Below are 15,465 nucleotides of genomic sequence, written 5' to 3'. Positions count from 1 at the left end.
GCGCCGCCGTCGGAATGCCCGCCACGCTGCCATCGGGCAGCCGGCCGCTGGCCTGCGTCTGCGCCTGCGCCGCGCCCTTGGCGGCGAACCAGCCGGGACTGAAGGCCGCCGGCGCGGCCTGGACGCCGCCGGCCGCCAGCATCAGCGCAAGCGCCTGCGCCAGCGGCGCCAGCGGCACGGCCGATTGCCTGAGGCCCGCATTCGAAGTAGTCCTGCCCTGCCCGCGCTTGCTCATTGCCACCCATCTCCAAAGAACGCCGCATGCGGATCTGGGCCGCGCATGCTGCGATTGCGAGCGCCGGCGTCCCATGCCAGCGCCCTCCTTGTCTACCTAGACGGATCGACGCGGGAAAAGCAGACGGTTTTTTTGTGGTCGGACCGCATTAAAAAAAAGCGCCCCCGAAGAGGCAGCCCGTACACGCCTGCCGTCGCGGCATGCGCACTTCAACCCAGCAGCAGCACGCCGCCGGGCAAGGCGGTGGCGTCGAGCTTGAAGTTCTCGCGGATCTGGGCGATGGCCGTGTCCAGCTGCGCCAGCTCCACCCGCACGCTGACGGGCCTGGCGGCCAGCGATTGCGCCATCAGGATGACGCGGCCAGAGCGGTAGCGGTTGATCTCGTCCAGCACCTCGGCCAACGGCGCCTGCCGGAAGCGCAGGAAACCCTCGCGCCAGGCCGGCAGATCGTCGGCATCCAGCGTGCGCGCGGGCTGCAGGCCCGCCGCGTCATAGACCAGCCGCTGCGCCGCCGCCAAGGTCGCGCCGCCGCTGGCCAGCGCCACCTCAACCGCGCCGGACAGGCAGGTCACGCAGACGCTGCCGTCGGTGTGCCGCAGCTCGAAGACCGCGTCCCGCGCCATGATGCGGCCGCCGGCCGCGCTGACGGTGAACGGACTGCTCGCGCCGGCCAGCGAGATCGCGGCCTCGCCGCTGATCAGCTCGACGCCGGCGGCGCGCAGCGCGACGCTGGTGCGCGTGTTCAGATCCAGCACGGCTGCCCCCGGCAATACGACGCGACGCTGCTCGCCCTTGGCGGTGCGATAGTCGGCGCCCAATTCGCGCCAGGACGGCCACAGGCCGAATGGCGGCGCGACCACGGCCACGCCCGCCGCCGTCGCGGCGCACGCCAGGCCCGCGCCGAGAAAGGCGCGACGCGCCGGACGCGACAGACGCCGCTCGCGGCCGCGCGCCTCACTCAGCGCCGCCGCCGGCCCCATGGCCTGCCACAGCCGATGCGCCTCGGCGAAGGCCGCGCCATGCCTGGGGTCAGCCTGGCACCACTGGCGCAAGGCATCGGCCTGCGCCGCCGTCATCTGCCGCAGCGCGACGCGCTGCACCCATTCCCGCGCGATGCGATCGATCTCCGAGCCCGGCCGGGCGCCAAACAGGTCGCGCATGCTCAACGCCCCATCCGCGCCGCGCAGAAATCGTGCGCGGCCTTCAGTTCGCGGCTGACCACGCGCGGCGAAATACCGAAATGCCGAGCCGCGTCTTGCAGGGGCATCTCGTGCACGCGCACGGCGATCAGGATCTCGCGCCGCCGCGCGGGCATGGCGTCGATCACGCTGGACAGGGCCTCCAGCTCGGCCCGGCCCATCGCCTGGCGCGCCGGGCCGGGATTCTGGTCCACCAGCTCGTCGACCAGCAGATCCAGCTCGGTGCCACTCAAATGGCGATGCTCCGAACGGATACGATCCACGGCGGCGTTCGACGCCATCCGCATCACATAGGCCAGCGGCGTCTTCACCGCCTGCGCCTGCGTCCCGTCGGGTTGCGACTGTTCAAGGCGCAGCCAGGTATCGTGCAGCGCCTCGCCCGCCAGATCGGCCGAGCCGAGCCGATGCGTCAGGCGGCGCTTTAGGTCGTCATAGCGCTGCACGATCAGGTCGCGCAACGCGGAAAATCCTGGAGCGCTCATTCGCGCTCCGTGGCGAAGCAAGCTAGGGCGCGCTGGCGCAGTCCGCCGGCTTGCGGCTCTCGCGCGGCAACACCAGCACCACGTAGGCCTTGCCCGGATCTCCGGACGGCTCGCCCACCGGCAAGCCCTGCAAGGCCGCGCGTATCGCCGCGTCGCGCGCCGCGCTGCCCGTGGAATCCAGCAGGCGCACCGAACCGATCTGCCCTTGCCGGTCGACCCGCAGCGCCAGCGCCGCGCGGTAGACGCCCGGCGCGCTGGCCGGCTGCCGGCACAGGGCGTCCAACACGCGCTGCTGCAACTGCGCCTCGAAGGCCCGGCGATGCCGCGCCTGCGCCGACACCGCGCCGCCGGACGGCGCGCTGGGCGTGGGCCGCAGCACGAAAGCCTTGTCGCCGACCGCCTGCGCGATCAGGCCCGTGCCCTCCAGCAACAGACGCAGCGCCGCGTCCGGCGCATAACGCCCACGCAACGCCGACGACCGGCGTCCAGCGGCCAGGTCCGATCCATACAGCACCGAAATGCCCGTCGCGGTGTCGAAAGCTTCCAGCGCCGCGCGCAGATCCTGGGCGGGAATGTCGAACCCCTGCCGCGCATCCGAGGGCGCGACGGCCCGCGCCGCCGACGGCGCCACCAGCGCACCAGTCAGCGCCAACGGCAAGGCCAGCGCCATTGCCCGCGATATCCTCAACGCGCCGGACATAACCAGACCGCGACCCAAGCATGCCGTTCCTTGTCGACCTTGCCGGATGCAAGGCGGAATTGAAAACTGGCGCATGGTAGGTCGGGCAGATGACCCCGGCGTGACAGCGAAGGCGGACAGCCGATAGAGGCCGTCACACTCAATCCAGCGGATAGCGCAGGATCGCGGTCCGGCCCTCGCGCAGCGCGAGCGCCAGCACGCCCTCGCCGGCCTCGTCCAGGCCAAGCAATCCATCTTCCTGGCCGGGCGACAGCTGGAACGGCCGCCAGTTGCGGCCCTGATCGCGGGTATGGAAATAGGCGCAGGTGCCGCCGTCGGGCGAGAACAGCAGCTCGGCGCAGGCCAGCACCATCCAGCCCTCGCGCCCGAACCAGGCCCGGCCGATACGGCTGGGCGCGCCCCGCAGCAGGGGCGCGGCGGCCACGCCATGCCATTCCCTGGACGCCGGATCCAGCTGATAGATCTGGCCGCCCGACGCCTGGCGCAACGCGCCGCCAGCGTCCGTCCGGGACGCGGCGAACGCGTCCTGGAACGGCGCCGGCGCCGCCGCCTGCTGGATGCGGAAGGCCGGCGGCGCGCCATCCTGGAAGGCGATCTCGAAACGGCGCGTCTCGATGAGCTGTGGCGCGTCCGTGCCAGTCTTCACGCGCACGCGCCAGCTCCAGCCCACGGCCTGCGTTTCACCCAGCGGATACAGGGACCAGCGATATGCCAGCCGGTCCGCCTGCCCCAGTCCGCGCGTCCTTTCGGCCTGCGCGTCGAAGGCCTTGCCATAGGCGCCGGCATCCGGCCACACCTGCTCCATGATGGTCGCCGCCTGCCAGCGCCGGGCGCCATCCTCGGTATAGAGCAGCCGCTCGCCGCCCTCTCGCGGTTCCAGCGCCACCGCGCGCGTCTCGCTGAGGAACAGCGCGCGCCGTTCGGGCGCGCCCAGCGCGACCTGGGCATCGTAGGACCAGCGCAGCCCCCGGTCCTCAGAACGGAAGACCCCGCCGGCGGCCTGGGGCTGATCCTGGCCGGACCGATGCAGCGCCTCGGTCACCAGGAACAAGGTGCGGCCTTGCGGCGTGCCGACCAGGCCGGCGCCGGCGTCGGCGGCGATCGAGGCGCGCAGCGTGAAAACCCCGGTGCCATCGCCGCTGTAGACCAGGCTGCGCGCCCCGCTGGCCGCGAAGGCGGACACGGCCGGGTCCGGCGCATCGGCCTTGTCCTGCCCGCCGTCGACCGCGCCTGTCTGCGCCATCGCGGCGCGCTGCCCGCGCGCGAGCGCCTGCAAACCAGGTTCATCGGCGTCCAGCACCTGCGCGCGCGCCAGTCCGGCCGGATCCCAACTCGCCTTGCTCATCGTGCCGACCAGCAGCTGGCGCTCGCCGTAGCGGTACAGGTCGGCGCGCGCATGCGCCGCCAGCGGCGGACCGTCCAGCTCGCCGATCACTTCGCTGCGCGTCAGCGCCGGCCCTTGCGGCAGCAGCTGATAGCCGCCATAGGCCAGCACGGCGGCGGCCGCGATGGCGGCCGCGCCGGCCAGCAATCTGATGTTCATTGCGCGTGGGATCCCCGTCTGTATATGGCGGGACGTCCGGCAGACTGGACGCCCCGCGAGTTTGCGTGACTATAGCGCGCGGCGCACCAGCGCGCGTGCGCCATGACGCAGCGCAAGCGCGGCCTGCCCGGCTGCGCCGCCCGCACGCGCGTATCAGATAGAATGCGACGCATGTCCAGACCGCCGTCACGCCTCGCCACGGGATCGCACGCACGCTTCTTGCTGTGCCTGCTCGCCTTGGCGACCGTGCTGCGCGCGCTGGTGCCGGTCGGCTACATGCCGGACGCCGCCGCGCTGCGCCAGGGCCGCCTGCAGATCAGCTTCTGCTCGGCCGCCGGCGGTCCGCCCAGCGTGATGACGGCGCTGATGGACGCGCGCGCGCCATCCCCGGCCATGTCCGACATGTCCGCGATGTCCGGTCCGCACGACGACGGATACGCCGGCCAGGCCAATGACGCCGCCCAGGAATGCCCCTTCTGGATGGTGGCGCACCAGACCCTGGACCTGCCGCCACTGCCCTATCTGCCGGCCTTGCCCGCCGCCGCCGTGGCCTCGGTCACGCCGCCGGCGCCGCTGTCCCTGCCGCCGCTGCCCGCGGCCGGCCCGCCGCTGGGGCCGCGCGCCCCGCCTGTCCCGTCCCTGGCCTGATCGCACGATCCGCGCGCGCCCGCGCGCTTTTCCGGCCGCCGTACCCTTCGCCTGCCTTTCGCCGCCTTGCGCCGCATTCCCGGTCCACGACCCGCGCGCGCGGCGTCGGCACGCGCGCGGCCGTCCGACATGCAAAGACAGAGACGCACCGTCATGCAGAACACGAGTTTCGAATTCCCCCGCGCCCTGGCGCTGGCCGCGGCCCTGGCCGCCATCTTCCCCGCCGCCCGCGCCCAGCAGGCGCCCGCCTTCGACATGGATCCGGTGGTCATCACCGCCGTCGCGCCCGATTCGCCGCTGACCTTCATCACCAATCCCAAGACGCCGCGCCAGCCGCTGCCGGCCAGCGATGGCACCGACTACCTGAAGACCATTCCCGGCTTCTCGGCCATCCGCAATGGCGGCACCAATGGCGATCCGGTGCTGCGCGGCATGTTCGGCTCGCGCCTGAACATCCTGACCAACGGCAGCTCCATGCCCGGCGCCTGCCCGGCGCGTATGGACGCGCCCAGCTCCTATATCTCGCCCGAGACCTTCGACCAGCTCACCGTCATCAAGGGACCGCAGACCGTGCTATGGGGCCCCGGCGCCTCGGCCGGCACCGTGCGCTTCGACCGCGACACGCCGCGCTTCACTGAGGCCGGCGTACGCTTCGACGGCAGCCTGACCGGCGGCTCGTTCGGCCGCAATGACCAGACCGCCGACTTCACCGCCGGCAACGAAAGCGTCTACGTGCGCGTCACCGGCAACCACTCGCACTCGCAGGACTACAAGGACGGCAACGGCCTGCGCGTGCCCTCGCGCTGGGACAAGTGGAACACCGACCTGGCCCTGGGCTTCACGCCCGACGCCGACACGCTGTTCGAACTGACCGCCGGCACCGGCGATGGCGAGGCGCGCTACGCCGGTCGGGGCATGGACGGCTCGAAGTTCAAGCGCGAGAGCTTCGGGTTGCGCTTCGAGAAGCGCAACCTCGGCGCCACGCTGGAAAAGATCGAGGCCCAGCTCTACTACAACTACGCCGACCATGTGATGGACAACTACACGCTGCGCCGGCCCGATCCGAACGGTCCCATGCCGATGGCCATGGCCGCCGACGTGGACCGCGCCACCTGGGGCGGCCGCGTCGCCGCCACGCTCAAGCTGGCCGATGCGCTGTCCATGACCGGCGGGCTGGACTTCCAGCAGAGCCGCCACCGTGGCCGCAGCGGCACCGACACGAACTCGTATCGCAACCAGTCGTGGGAAAAGGACGCCGAATTCAGCAACGTCGGCCTGTTCTCGGAACTGACCTGGCGCGCCTCCGAACGTGGCCGCCTGATCGGCGGCGCGCGCGTGGACCGGGCCTCGGCCAAGGACTTCCGTCCCACCTCGGGCCACATGATGATGATGCCCAATCCCACCGCCGGCGAGCGCCGCGACAGCACCCTGCCCAGCGGCTTCCTGCGTTACGAGCAGGATCTGGAAAGCCTGCCGGCCACCTGGTACGTGGGCCTGGGCCATGTGCAGCGCTTCCCCGACTACTGGGAGCTGTTCTCGCCCGGCATGGGCCCGGCCGGCTCGGTCAACGCCTTCGACGCGATCAAGCCCGAAAAGACCACGCAGCTGGACGTGGGCATGCAGTACCGCGGCGACAAGGTCGACGCCTGGGTGTCCGGCTACGCCGGCTACGTGCGGGACTTCATCCTGTTCGACTACCGCCCGGGCGGCATGATGGGCCCGACCTCGCAGGCCTCGAACGTGAACGCGCGCATCGCCGGCGGCGAGCTGGGCGCTTCGTGGAAGGTCGCGCCGTCGTGGACCCTGGGCGCCACCCTGGCCTATGCCTGGGGCGAGAACCGCAGCGACGGCCGCGCCCTGCCCCAGATCCCGCCGCTGGAAGCCAAGCTCAGCGCCGCCTACGACGACGGAGTCTGGTCCGCCGGCGCGCTCTGGCGCCTGGTCGCGCCGCAGAAGCGCTACGCGCTCAACAGCGGCAACGTGGTCGGCCAGGACTTCGGCCCCAGCGCGGGCTTCGGCGTGTTCTCGCTGAACGCGGGCTATGCCATCAGCAAGCAGGTCAAGCTGTCGCTGGGCGTGGACAACCTGTTCGACAAGGCCTATGCCGAGCACCTGAACCTGGCCGGCGACGCCGGCTTCGGCTTCCCTGGCCACTCGCGGGTCAATGAACCCGGCCGCAGCGTGTGGGCGCGGGTCAGCGTCAAGTACTGAGACGCCGGCGCGCGCTCCCCTTTCGTCGCCTGAACGGGCATACTCCCGCAACGACGAAAATCCTGGTTGATCCGGCGGCGCCGGACGGAGCGGTCTTTCCCGTCGAGGACCGCTCCGTTCCGCGAGGCGCAAGCCTGCCCCGGATTGACCCGGCAATACAGGAATGCCGCCCCGTGAACGACATGCAAGACATTGCCGCAAGACTGGTCGAGGTTCTGGACGCACTGGATCTGACGGCAAGCGCCGACGCGGATATCGATGCCTATCTGGACGCCCGCGACGAAGATCCCTTCGACTCGGACTGGCTCGCCGCCCATCAGGAGGTGGAAAGCCGCAAGCGCGGACTGGACGAGCTTTCCCTGCGCAAGCTGGAACGCGCCAACGGGAAACTGCGCGAGCGCGTCTTCAAGCGCGTGCTTGGACAAGCCGGAGACGATATCGCGGGCTACATCTCCGACGATTTCGGATTGATGTTCGACGCACTCGCCATGGACGATCTGGAAGCATCGTGGGTCTTCGGCCTGTACGAGTGCTACGCAAGCGCGGCGCTTCCGTCGGGATCGATTCATGCCAAGCCCAGACCCGTGTTGAAATAGCCAGGCATCCCCTAGGCACCTCACCGACACCGCGCCCGACATTCCCGACATGAAGAACAATGAGATCACCCGGCGATGGCAGGCCCATCCTTCCCTGGCCGATGTATTGGCGGTCACGCGCGGGTTCCAGGCCTCGCCATTTGGACGCACGCCGGACGGCCTGCTCGATTTCCGGGGCCTCTCCCTGGCCTCGACGCCGCTGAGCGTCGGCGGAGGCTGGCACAACGACGGGCACGAAATCGACTTGCGCGACGCCGACTTTTCCTATGGCAGCTGGAAAGGTTTCGACCTCCGCGACGCTCAGGTTCAGCGCTGCACATTCGCTTCCGTCGAGTTCGTGAGCGACATACGCCTTTTTGGCGTCTCCCTTGAAGACTGCCTCTTCAAGGACTGCTCCTTCAAGAACGTACACATCACCAACGCATCCCTCAGGAACACGCGATTCGAAGGCCTGCGCGGCAAGGACACGCTGTCCTTCCATGTCCGGCTCATCGAGGACTGCCTGTTCGAGGGCAAGATGAAGAAGATCGACTTCAAGTCCTCGCCCATCAGGAACACGCGCTTTTCCGGCGAGCTGCTGGAATGCGTTTTCTTCGGGCATCCGTCCATTGATGTCGTCGACGCCGACGCGGAAATCTATCGAGAAGTGGCGCCCGACGCGGTCGCCAACCGGATGGATGGGGTGGACTTCTCGGACGCCAGCCTGATCAACTGCCACATCGGCAATTACTGCTATCTGGACAAGGTCATCCCCCCATCCCCGGAGCAGAATTGCATATCGCGACTGAGCCCGGACTTCTTCGATACCGCCAGCGCACTGCTGCGACAAGACATGCCCGAGGCGCTGGCCAGCAAATCCCTGATGTGGCTGGAGACCTTCTACAAGCCGGACGTCAGGCTGCCCCATGGCGTCATCGGCCCGCGGGATCTGGCCAAGCCCCTGGGCGCCGACGGCGCAGCCCTGTTCTTCAACACCCTGCGCCGCGCGGCAACCCAGGCAAAGACCATTGTGTAAGCCATAGCGGATACGGAACGACCACGCCATGACCATCGAGACGATCGAGCGCCAGCTGGGCCGCGAGCTACCGCCGGCCTACAAGCATTTCCTGGGGCAGTTCAGCGAAAACGCCATCATTTCCTTTCGCTGTGACGAGGAAGCCCTCAATCGCGGCAACTGGACCTTTGTCGGCGCAAACGGCTTGCAGCAGGCGCTGGACGTCAAGCGCTCGCCCGGCCTGCCGTGGTGGCAGATATTGCATCGTCATTGGCTCGACAGCGCGCCCCGGACAGCAGGCCACCTGTCCGCGCAGGACGAGCAGGCCGTCAGGATGAGGGTCGCCGTGGCCTACGACGAGGGCGACATCCTGTATATCGATGCCTTGAATGATTTCCGGGTAGGCGTCTATCTGCACGATTCCAACGAGCTCATCGACTCAGGCATCGACCTTGAGGACATCTTCTCCAGCATGAGCATCATCTATTCGGCATGACGGCGCGATCATGAAGCTGTTCCACGCCAGAACCAACGTGAAAGCGCCGGCCAATGCGCTTATCTACCCGCCGGGCAAGATCTATGACGCGGTCCACGGCTATGCGGTCGCCGCCAGCCTGCAAGCCGAAGCGCTGCCTCAGAACCTGATCGCGAGATGCCAGGACGGCCTGTCGAAGTCCGACCTGTCCAGGCTCGACTACCTGCATTCCTTCGGCGGAATACCGGTGTTCTCGAATCGATTCCTCGATGCGATGGGGGAGCTGGGCGGAGAAATCGAGTACCGCAAGACGCAGGTGCTGATGGGCGGCGAGCAATTTGAATTCAATATCGGCAGGATATTGAACAGGGTGGCCCTCATCGACTATGAAAAATCCGGCATAGGCAGCGGGAATTTTCTGGCCGGCACCTATTTTCTGCGCGACCTGGCGCCCGGATTCCTGATCGCCCGAGAGCGGAATCCGCTATGCCAATCCGTGTTCGCCGTCACCGAGGACTTTGTGAACCTGGCTGGAAAGCACAGGCTCGACATCCTGTTCAAGGAAGTCGCCTACGCCTGAGCCCATCGCTTGCGCCGCCGGACGGATTTGCCTACGCTGCGCGTTTTCGCGCCCATCAACCGCCAGTCCATCACAGGATGACAAACCAAGACCATGAATGCCGCCGAACTCATCGCTTTTCTTGGACATGGCAGCGACCACGCCCCCTTTGACGCATTCCTGCAGAAGCACGGCGTCAAGGAGCGGCCCAAGGCTGGGCGCACGCTGAACACTGTCATTCCCATCAAGGGCCAGGGCTTGTCCATGTCCTTTGAAATCGATCCGCTGGGAACGGGAATCACGCCCAGGAGCGAAGGCGCCTTCATTTTTTCCCAGCTTGAAATCATGGTCTCGGGCAGCGGCAAGGCCGGCCTGTATACCCGCCCGCTGCCCTGCGGCCTCGAATCCGCCGACAGCCGGGAAACCATCGAAAGGAAACTCTCGGGGCGCTCAAGCGCCGCACCGCCGATGTCGATAACTACTATGTCGACGGCGTGGTATGGACGGTTGCCTTCGAGGGCGACGCGCTCGAATTCCTCCAGCTCGGCGTTCCCAGCAACGGCAAGCGCAAGCATGGCTTGTGCCCCTGAGTGACAGTGGCGCGGCGGATGGCACGACCGCCCCGCCCGCCCCGCGTCAGACGCCGTGGCGCGCTCGCGCCGCCATGATCGCCTATCCCGCCACGGGCCCTGAACACGTCACCCTGTACACCTGCCAGTCAATCAGGCTGTACAGCACATGCAGCCTGAAGCCGGGAAGATTCCACAGGAAGTAGCCGGTGTCCTCGGCCACGCCGTGCGCGTCCGGATCCCTGCCCACGCGCGGGATGATGTCCTCGAGCCTGGTGGAGAACGCCAGGCCGAAGGGCAGCGGCCCCGGGTATCCCGCGCTGTCCATGTCGCCGGCCCGGTTCACGCGGTAGCCGGCAAGAACGGTCGTGCCCGCGTCCGCGCCATCGCGGAAATACAGGCTCAGGCCGTGGGACTTCAGGTAGCGAAAGACCTCATCGCCGCGCCCGGCCTCGTCCCGTGCGTCCTGATTCCACGCCAGCGGCGCCAGGGCCGCCTGCAGTTTGGCGTCATCCACGGCCAGGCCAATGGCCGCGTTCAACTTTTCCAGGTCCGGCGCGTTCCGGGATGCTTCCGATGAAGCGGCGCCGATCATCTCCAGATCGTAGCGATTCGGCCTGCGTACGTGCACGATGGCGACGCGGCTGGCGTCCGCCGTGTAGCTGATGTTCAGATGCCAGTCCTTGTCGACCCAGAGTTCCGCCGGCAGTCCATGCAGCACGCGGCGGGCGATCGGGGCGGAGAGCTTTTCCTGAACCTGCGCCGGTCCGTCGGCGAAGCGCAAGCCGAAGGGAAGCTCGCCCTGGAATCCTGCACGGCCGGAAGCACCCGGGCCGTAGAAGGCCGCCTGCTTGAGGACGTAGCCCTGCTCCGCAGCTTCGGCGGAAAACAGCCGGCCGTGGTTTTCCCGGCTTTCGTAGATCAACGCAACGCCGTGCCGTTCGTTCTCGTCGATCTCGCTCAGGCGCGCCTCGCGCAGCGTCTCGTCCGACGCGGCGCCATGGCCGTCAACGCCAGGGGCCGCATGCGGACGGTCGTGGATGCCATGCTGGTCCAGCCAGGCGCCAAAGGCGGCGTCGTCCGGCGATGCGCCCAGGAAGGACAGCAGTTCCGGGGCGGACAGCGGCTGCGCGGTCGCACTCGGTGTTTCGGCGGCAACGGCCTGGAGCTCGATGGTGAATCGCTTGGCGCTATGGACGTTGGGCCGGGTGAACCTGAATGTGTCGATCTTCCGCCCTTTCCTGCCATAGAACACGATGATCAGGAAGGCATCCCGGCGGTAGGTCTGGACCTCTGCCTTCGGGTCTTCGTCCAGGGCCCTACCCAGCGCCGCGTCCACCTGCTGCCGCTCCATGGCCAGCGACAGGCCGAAAGGCAGCTCCCCCAGGTATCCCTGGTGCACATCGAAGGACTCCAGCGTGAACCCGCCGTCGCCCACGGGCTCCCGGACATTCCTGCCCATGTAGGACTCGGTGGGATCGAATTCCAGCGACACCAGCTTGTCCTGGGTGCGCACCCGGGTGGTCGAGTCGCCCTTGGGCATCTTCTTCATGCCCAGGCCCAGCATGCAATCCTGCAGCGCGGCGCTTGCCGAGGTGTGGCCGATGAGCGGGACAAGCGTGCTGATGGTCATGGGTTCATGCCTGAAATGGGAATGCGCCGCCAGGGCGCCGCGCGGGATGGGGCCATAGCGTACAGGCTATGGCCCGAATCACGAAACGCGCCCCGTCGCGGCCGGCGGCTAACGGCTCCAGCGCCGATACAGCGCCCGCGCCGCCGCGTCCAGCAGGAAGCCCAGCAGCCCGATCAACAGCACCATCGCCATCAATTCGGGATAGGCCAGCCGGTCGCGCGTATCCAGGATGAAATAGCCCATGCCGGCCGACACGCCCAGCATCTCGCAGGGCACCAGCACGATCCACAGGATGCCGATGGCCAGCCGCAGGCCGGTCAGGATGTGGCCCAGCACGCCCGGCAGGATCACATGGCACAGCGTTTCCCAGCGAGTCGCGGCCACGCTCTGCGCCAGCAGCAGCCAGCGCGGATCCAGGTGATGCACGCCGGCGGCGGTGTTGAGCACGATGGGCCAGACGGCGGCGAAGGCCAGCAGGAAGTACACCGGATCATCGCCCACGCCGAAGGCCATCACCGCGATCGGCATCCAGGACAGCGGCGAGATCATGCGCAGGAACTGCATGGCGGGCGACAGCGCCGCCTCCAGCCGTCGGAAGCTGCCGATGGCCAGCCCCAGCGGCACGCCCACGGCCAGCGCCAGCCCCAGGCCCACCGCGATGCGGCGCAGGCTGACCAGGATATGGGCGGGCAGGTCCGGGCCGGTCAACAGCATGGCCAGCGCGCTCAAGGTCGGGCCGGGCGCGAAACGCCGCGCCATCGCGCCTTCGGCCGGCAGCACGGCGGTGCATAGCCACCAGGCCAGCGCCACGACCGCCAGCCCCAGCACGCCCAGGCCGGCGCGGCTGGCCAGCCCCGGCGGCCGGGTGCTGGCACGGGCGGGCACGGCAGGCGCCGTTGCGCCCGATCCCGACGCTGCCGCAGCCGCGCCCGCCGCCGTGGACGGCGTCCCGCTCACGCCTGCACCTGCTCGCTGCGGACGTAGCTCTCGGGAAAGCCGAAGCGCCCCAATCCGCCGACGGCCTCGATGGCGCGCTTGACGTAGCGGTCATCGACCAGCTCGGCGGCCGCGCGCGCCGGATCCAGCGTCGCCAGGAAGCCCCGGTCGGCCTCGATCAGCGTGTCGCGCAGCCGGCGCACCAGTTCCTCGGTGTAGCTCGGGAAGGGATAGGGCTGGAAGTCGATGCGACGCTCGTCCCAGTCGCCATGGCGGATCGCGCCGCTGGCCAGGTAGCGCTCGCGGTCCTCGGGCGGCGGCGCCAGCACTTTGCTCAGGGCCGGCAGGCCGTGCGGCGTATAGCGGTTGATGCCTTCCTTGGACAGCAGCCTGGCGGTTTCCTCGCGGTTGTCGCGGATCCAGAGCTGGGCCTGCACGATGGCGTCCACCACCTTCTGCGACCACTGCGGCCGCTGTTCCAGGTCGCGCTCGTGCATGAACACCACGCAGCAGGCGTGGTTGCGCCAGACGTCGCCGGTGAAGCGCAGCACCTTGCCCACGCCCAGCGTCTCGGCCGCGGCGTTGAAGGGCTCGGCCACGATGTAGCCGGCGATGCGCTTCTGCGCCAGCGCCGGCGGCATGTCAGCCGGCGCCATCACGATCAGGTTGACCTCGCCCGCCGCCGGCGCGCCGTCCTTGCGCGACACCGGCGTCAGGCCATTCTCGCGCAGCAGGTATTGCAGCACCACGTTATGGATGGAATACCAGAACGGGATCGCCACGGTCTTGCCGCCCAGGTCCTTGACGCTGTTGATCTCCGGCGTCACCGTCAGGCCGGAACCGCCGACGTGGTTCCAGGCCACCACCTTGGCCGGCACCTGGCTGCCGAAGCGCGCCCAGACGGTCATGGGCGACAGCAGGTGCACCACGTTGACCTGCCCCGAGATGAAGGCCTCGATCACCTGCGCCCAGCTGCGCAGCAGCGTGGGCTTCTCGGCCTTGACGCCGGCCTTGTCGAACAGGCCGTTGTTGTGCGCCACCAGCAGCGGCGCGGCGTCGGTGATCGGCAGATAGCCGATGCGCACCGGCGCGTCGGGCTCGGCCTGGGCGCGCGCGTTGAAGGCGGACAGCAACGACGCCGCCCCGCCCGCGCTCAGCAGCGCCGTCAGTTTCAACCAGTCGCGACGCGACATGTGTTCCAGGCACATTCCTAGGCTCCTTGTGTCTTGCTCTGATGGGGGGTCAAACAGATACCGCCGGTTCGGACGCCGCGCGTCCGGCCCGCAGCGCGCCGCGCAGGCGGGACAGGATTTCCAGGCGCAGCGCGCCCATTTCGGGCAGCAGGTCGGCGCGCGGCTGCGGCAGGTCCACGGCCCATTCGCCCAGCACGCCGCCGGGCGCGCCGCCCAGCAGCACGATGCGGTCGGCCAGCAGCAGCGCCTCGTCGATATCGTGGGTGATCAGCAGCGCGGCGGCGCCGACGTCGGCCACCACCTTGCGCAGCAGCGTCTGCATCTCGGCGCGTGTGACCTCGTCCAGCGCCCCGAAGGGCTCGTCCAGCAGCAGCACCGCCGGCTGGCGAGCCAGGCAGCGCGCCAGCGCGGTGCGCTGCGCCATGCCGCCGGACAGCTGCGCCGGCCGCAGCTGGCGGGCGTGCGACAGGCCGACTTCCTCGATGGCCAGGTCCACGCGCCGCGCGCGCTCGCGCGCATCCAGCGCCGGCTGATGCTTGAAGTCCAGGCCGAAGGCCACGTTGCGCTCCAGCGTCAACCAGGGCAAGAGGCACGGATCCTGGAACGCCACGGCCACGCGCGGATGCACGCCGGCCAGCGGCTGGCCTTCCATGTCGAGCGCGCCGGCGCTGGGCGCCTGCAGTCCGGCCAGCACGCGCAGCAGGCTGGACTTGCCGGCCCCGCTGGCGCCCAGTACTGCCAGCACCTCGCCGCGCGCCAGGTCCAGGTTCACGTCCTGGAACACGGCGGCGTCGGCGCCCGGATAGCGCAGCGTCAGGCCGCGCGCGCGCAGCACCGGCACGCCGCCGCTCATGTCGTCACTCATGCCGCCGCCTCGGCGGCCAGCCGGGCCCGGCGCTTGGCCAGCTCGGTCTTCAACTGGACCAGGCTGGGCGTGACGATGGGCAGGAAGGCGGCCTCGCGCCAGCGCCGCGCGAAGCCATCGCCGGCCGGCTTCAGGTAGGCCGCGCCGCCGCTGGCCTGCAGCTCCATCTGCACCGCCTGCTGCGCCGCCTCGGCCAGCGCGATACGGACCTCGAACAGCAGCCAGGGCTCGGCCACGTAGCGGCCCTCGCGCACGCCGGCGATGAGCTGGTCCGACAGGTATTCGACCTGGGCCTGCAGCTGCGCCAGCGGCTCGGCCAGGATGCCGCGCGCGCCCTGCCCCTGCCCCGCCTTCGCGCCCTGGCGCAGCGCGCGCCGGGCCAGGCCGATGGACAGGCCGCATTGCAGCCCGGCGAAGGCCGGCCGCGCCTGCGGCAGGTACTGGCGGGCATCGGCATGGATCAGCCAGCGCGGGCCGATGCGCACGCCCCTCCCCTCCCGCGCCCCCCGGTTGCTCGGTTTCCGGCCCCACCGGCGCCGGGCGGCGCCGCCCGGCCGGGCCGCGGTGCCCCCCGGGCGCGCCCCCCCCGCCGGCGGGGCCGCCGCCGCGGGGCCCGCGCCCCCCCCC

At 69.4% G+C, this 15,465-nt stretch carries 16 protein-coding genes and 1 pseudogene; 7 read left to right on the top strand and 10 right to left on the bottom strand.

Translation table 11 applies throughout. The features are described 5' to 3' along the window. The 5 genes from KDH83_RS09260 to KDH83_RS09240 all read right to left on the bottom strand — a co-directional run. On the bottom strand, window positions 1–235 hold a 235-nt coding region (locus tag KDH83_RS09260; RefSeq protein WP_212314679.1), incomplete at its 3' end, for a hypothetical protein. A 209-nt stretch (window positions 236–444) separates the two neighbouring features. Then, the gene (locus KDH83_RS09255) at window positions 445–1,395 is read right to left on the bottom strand and encodes a FecR domain-containing protein (RefSeq protein ID WP_212314677.1); all 951 of its coding nucleotides are present in this window, start codon (window positions 1,393–1,395) and stop codon (window positions 445–447) included. 2 nt (window positions 1,396–1,397) lie between these two features. Further along, window positions 1,398–1,916, bottom strand: coding sequence for an RNA polymerase sigma factor (locus KDH83_RS09250; RefSeq protein WP_212314675.1), 519 nt, complete (start codon window positions 1,914–1,916; stop codon window positions 1,398–1,400). A gap of 22 nt (window positions 1,917–1,938) precedes the next feature. After that, entirely contained in the window at window positions 1,939–2,586 is a 648-nt protein-coding gene (locus KDH83_RS09245; RefSeq protein WP_212314673.1) for an STN domain-containing protein, read from the bottom strand. A gap of 169 nt (window positions 2,587–2,755) precedes the next feature. Then, window positions 2,756–4,159: a hypothetical protein gene (locus KDH83_RS09240; RefSeq protein ID WP_212314671.1), complete on the bottom strand. Its 1,404-nt coding sequence runs from the start codon at window positions 4,157–4,159 to the stop codon at window positions 2,756–2,758. A gap of 219 nt (window positions 4,160–4,378) precedes the next feature. On the opposite strand from KDH83_RS09240, the gene KDH83_RS09235 reads away from it, so the two are divergent. The 7 genes from KDH83_RS09235 (at window position 4,379) to KDH83_RS09205 (ending at window position 10,236) form a co-directional block, all read left to right on the top strand. Next, window positions 4,379–4,807 (top strand): DUF2946 family protein, encoded by a 429-nt coding sequence (locus tag KDH83_RS09235; protein WP_249204967.1) that lies wholly within the window; start codon window positions 4,379–4,381, stop codon window positions 4,805–4,807. Between the two features lie 153 nt (window positions 4,808–4,960). Then, window positions 4,961–7,018: a TonB-dependent copper receptor gene (locus KDH83_RS09230; RefSeq protein ID WP_212314668.1), complete on the top strand. Its 2,058-nt coding sequence runs from the start codon at window positions 4,961–4,963 to the stop codon at window positions 7,016–7,018. Window positions 7,019–7,191: 173 nt separating this feature from the next. Then, window positions 7,192–7,614, top strand: coding sequence for a hypothetical protein (locus KDH83_RS09225; protein ID WP_212314663.1), 423 nt, complete (start codon window positions 7,192–7,194; stop codon window positions 7,612–7,614). A gap of 49 nt (window positions 7,615–7,663) precedes the next feature. Beyond that, window positions 7,664–8,629 (top strand): pentapeptide repeat-containing protein, encoded by a 966-nt coding sequence (locus KDH83_RS09220; RefSeq protein WP_212314661.1) that lies wholly within the window; start codon window positions 7,664–7,666, stop codon window positions 8,627–8,629. A 28-nt stretch (window positions 8,630–8,657) separates the two neighbouring features. Next, a complete protein-coding gene (locus KDH83_RS09215) occupies window positions 8,658–9,104 on the top strand; it encodes a hypothetical protein (protein WP_212314659.1) in 447 nt (148 codons plus the stop codon). A gap of 10 nt (window positions 9,105–9,114) precedes the next feature. Next, window positions 9,115–9,663: a hypothetical protein gene (locus KDH83_RS09210; RefSeq protein WP_212314657.1), complete on the top strand. Its 549-nt coding sequence runs from the start codon at window positions 9,115–9,117 to the stop codon at window positions 9,661–9,663. 93 nt (window positions 9,664–9,756) lie between these two features. Further along, on the top strand, window positions 9,757–10,236 hold the full coding sequence (locus tag KDH83_RS09205; RefSeq protein ID WP_249204966.1) for a hypothetical protein: 480 nt from the start codon (window positions 9,757–9,759) through the stop codon (window positions 10,234–10,236). 78 nt (window positions 10,237–10,314) lie between these two features. On the opposite strand, the gene KDH83_RS09200 is transcribed toward KDH83_RS09205, so the two are convergent. The 5 genes and pseudogenes from KDH83_RS09200 to KDH83_RS32500 all read right to left on the bottom strand — a co-directional run. Next, window positions 10,315–11,844, bottom strand: a complete 1,530-nt coding sequence (locus tag KDH83_RS09200) for a hypothetical protein (protein ID WP_212314655.1) — start codon at window positions 11,842–11,844, stop codon at window positions 10,315–10,317. Window positions 11,845–11,952: 108 nt separating this feature from the next. After that, complete coding sequence (locus tag KDH83_RS09195) at window positions 11,953–12,729, bottom strand: ABC transporter permease (RefSeq protein ID WP_349291611.1); 777 nt, start codon at window positions 12,727–12,729, stop codon at window positions 11,953–11,955. A 68-nt stretch (window positions 12,730–12,797) separates the two neighbouring features. Beyond that, window positions 12,798–13,988: an ABC transporter substrate-binding protein gene (locus KDH83_RS09190; protein WP_212314651.1), complete on the bottom strand. Its 1,191-nt coding sequence runs from the start codon at window positions 13,986–13,988 to the stop codon at window positions 12,798–12,800. A gap of 34 nt (window positions 13,989–14,022) precedes the next feature. After that, entirely contained in the window at window positions 14,023–14,826 is an 804-nt protein-coding gene (locus KDH83_RS09185) for an ABC transporter ATP-binding protein (RefSeq protein WP_212314683.1), read from the bottom strand. 8 nt (window positions 14,827–14,834) lie between these two features. Beyond that, a pseudogene (locus KDH83_RS32500) lies at window positions 14,835–15,465 on the bottom strand (acyl-CoA dehydrogenase); the annotation flags it as partial.

Source organism: Achromobacter sp. Marseille-Q0513 (assembly GCF_018195695.1).
Classification (GTDB): Bacteria; Pseudomonadota; Gammaproteobacteria; order Burkholderiales; family Burkholderiaceae_B; genus Achromobacter.
The sequence above is the reverse complement of the archived record's forward strand: the minus strand, read 5'-3'. Positions and strand labels throughout refer to the sequence as shown.

What these genes read in the sequence shown, in the direction of transcription:
- KDH83_RS09205 (WP_249204966.1), top strand. Translation starts at nt 9,757, where the DNA reads ATGAATGCCGCCGAACTCATCGCTTTTCTTGGACATGGCAGCGACCAC.
- KDH83_RS09245 (WP_212314673.1), bottom strand. Translation starts at nt 2,586, where the DNA reads ATGGCGCTGGCCTTGCCGTTGGCGCTGACTGGTGCGCTGGTGGCGCCG.
- KDH83_RS09190 (WP_212314651.1), bottom strand. Translation starts at nt 13,988, where the DNA reads ATGTGCCTGGAACACATGTCGCGTCGCGACTGGTTGAAACTGACGGCG.
- KDH83_RS09255 (WP_212314677.1), bottom strand. Translation starts at nt 1,395, where the DNA reads ATGCGCGACCTGTTTGGCGCCCGGCCGGGCTCGGAGATCGATCGCATC.
- KDH83_RS09185 (WP_212314683.1), bottom strand. Translation starts at nt 14,826, where the DNA reads ATGAGCGGCGGCGTGCCGGTGCTGCGCGCGCGCGGCCTGACGCTGCGC.
- KDH83_RS09210 (WP_212314657.1), top strand. Translation starts at nt 9,115, where the DNA reads ATGAAGCTGTTCCACGCCAGAACCAACGTGAAAGCGCCGGCCAATGCG.
- KDH83_RS09250 (WP_212314675.1), bottom strand. Translation starts at nt 1,916, where the DNA reads ATGAGCGCTCCAGGATTTTCCGCGTTGCGCGACCTGATCGTGCAGCGC.
- KDH83_RS09230 (WP_212314668.1), top strand. Translation starts at nt 4,961, where the DNA reads ATGCAGAACACGAGTTTCGAATTCCCCCGCGCCCTGGCGCTGGCCGCG.
- KDH83_RS09220 (WP_212314661.1), top strand. Translation starts at nt 7,664, where the DNA reads ATGAAGAACAATGAGATCACCCGGCGATGGCAGGCCCATCCTTCCCTG.
- KDH83_RS09215 (WP_212314659.1), top strand. Translation starts at nt 8,658, where the DNA reads ATGACCATCGAGACGATCGAGCGCCAGCTGGGCCGCGAGCTACCGCCG.
- KDH83_RS09200 (WP_212314655.1), bottom strand. Translation starts at nt 11,844, where the DNA reads ATGACCATCAGCACGCTTGTCCCGCTCATCGGCCACACCTCGGCAAGC.
- KDH83_RS09240 (WP_212314671.1), bottom strand. Translation starts at nt 4,159, where the DNA reads ATGAACATCAGATTGCTGGCCGGCGCGGCCGCCATCGCGGCCGCCGCC.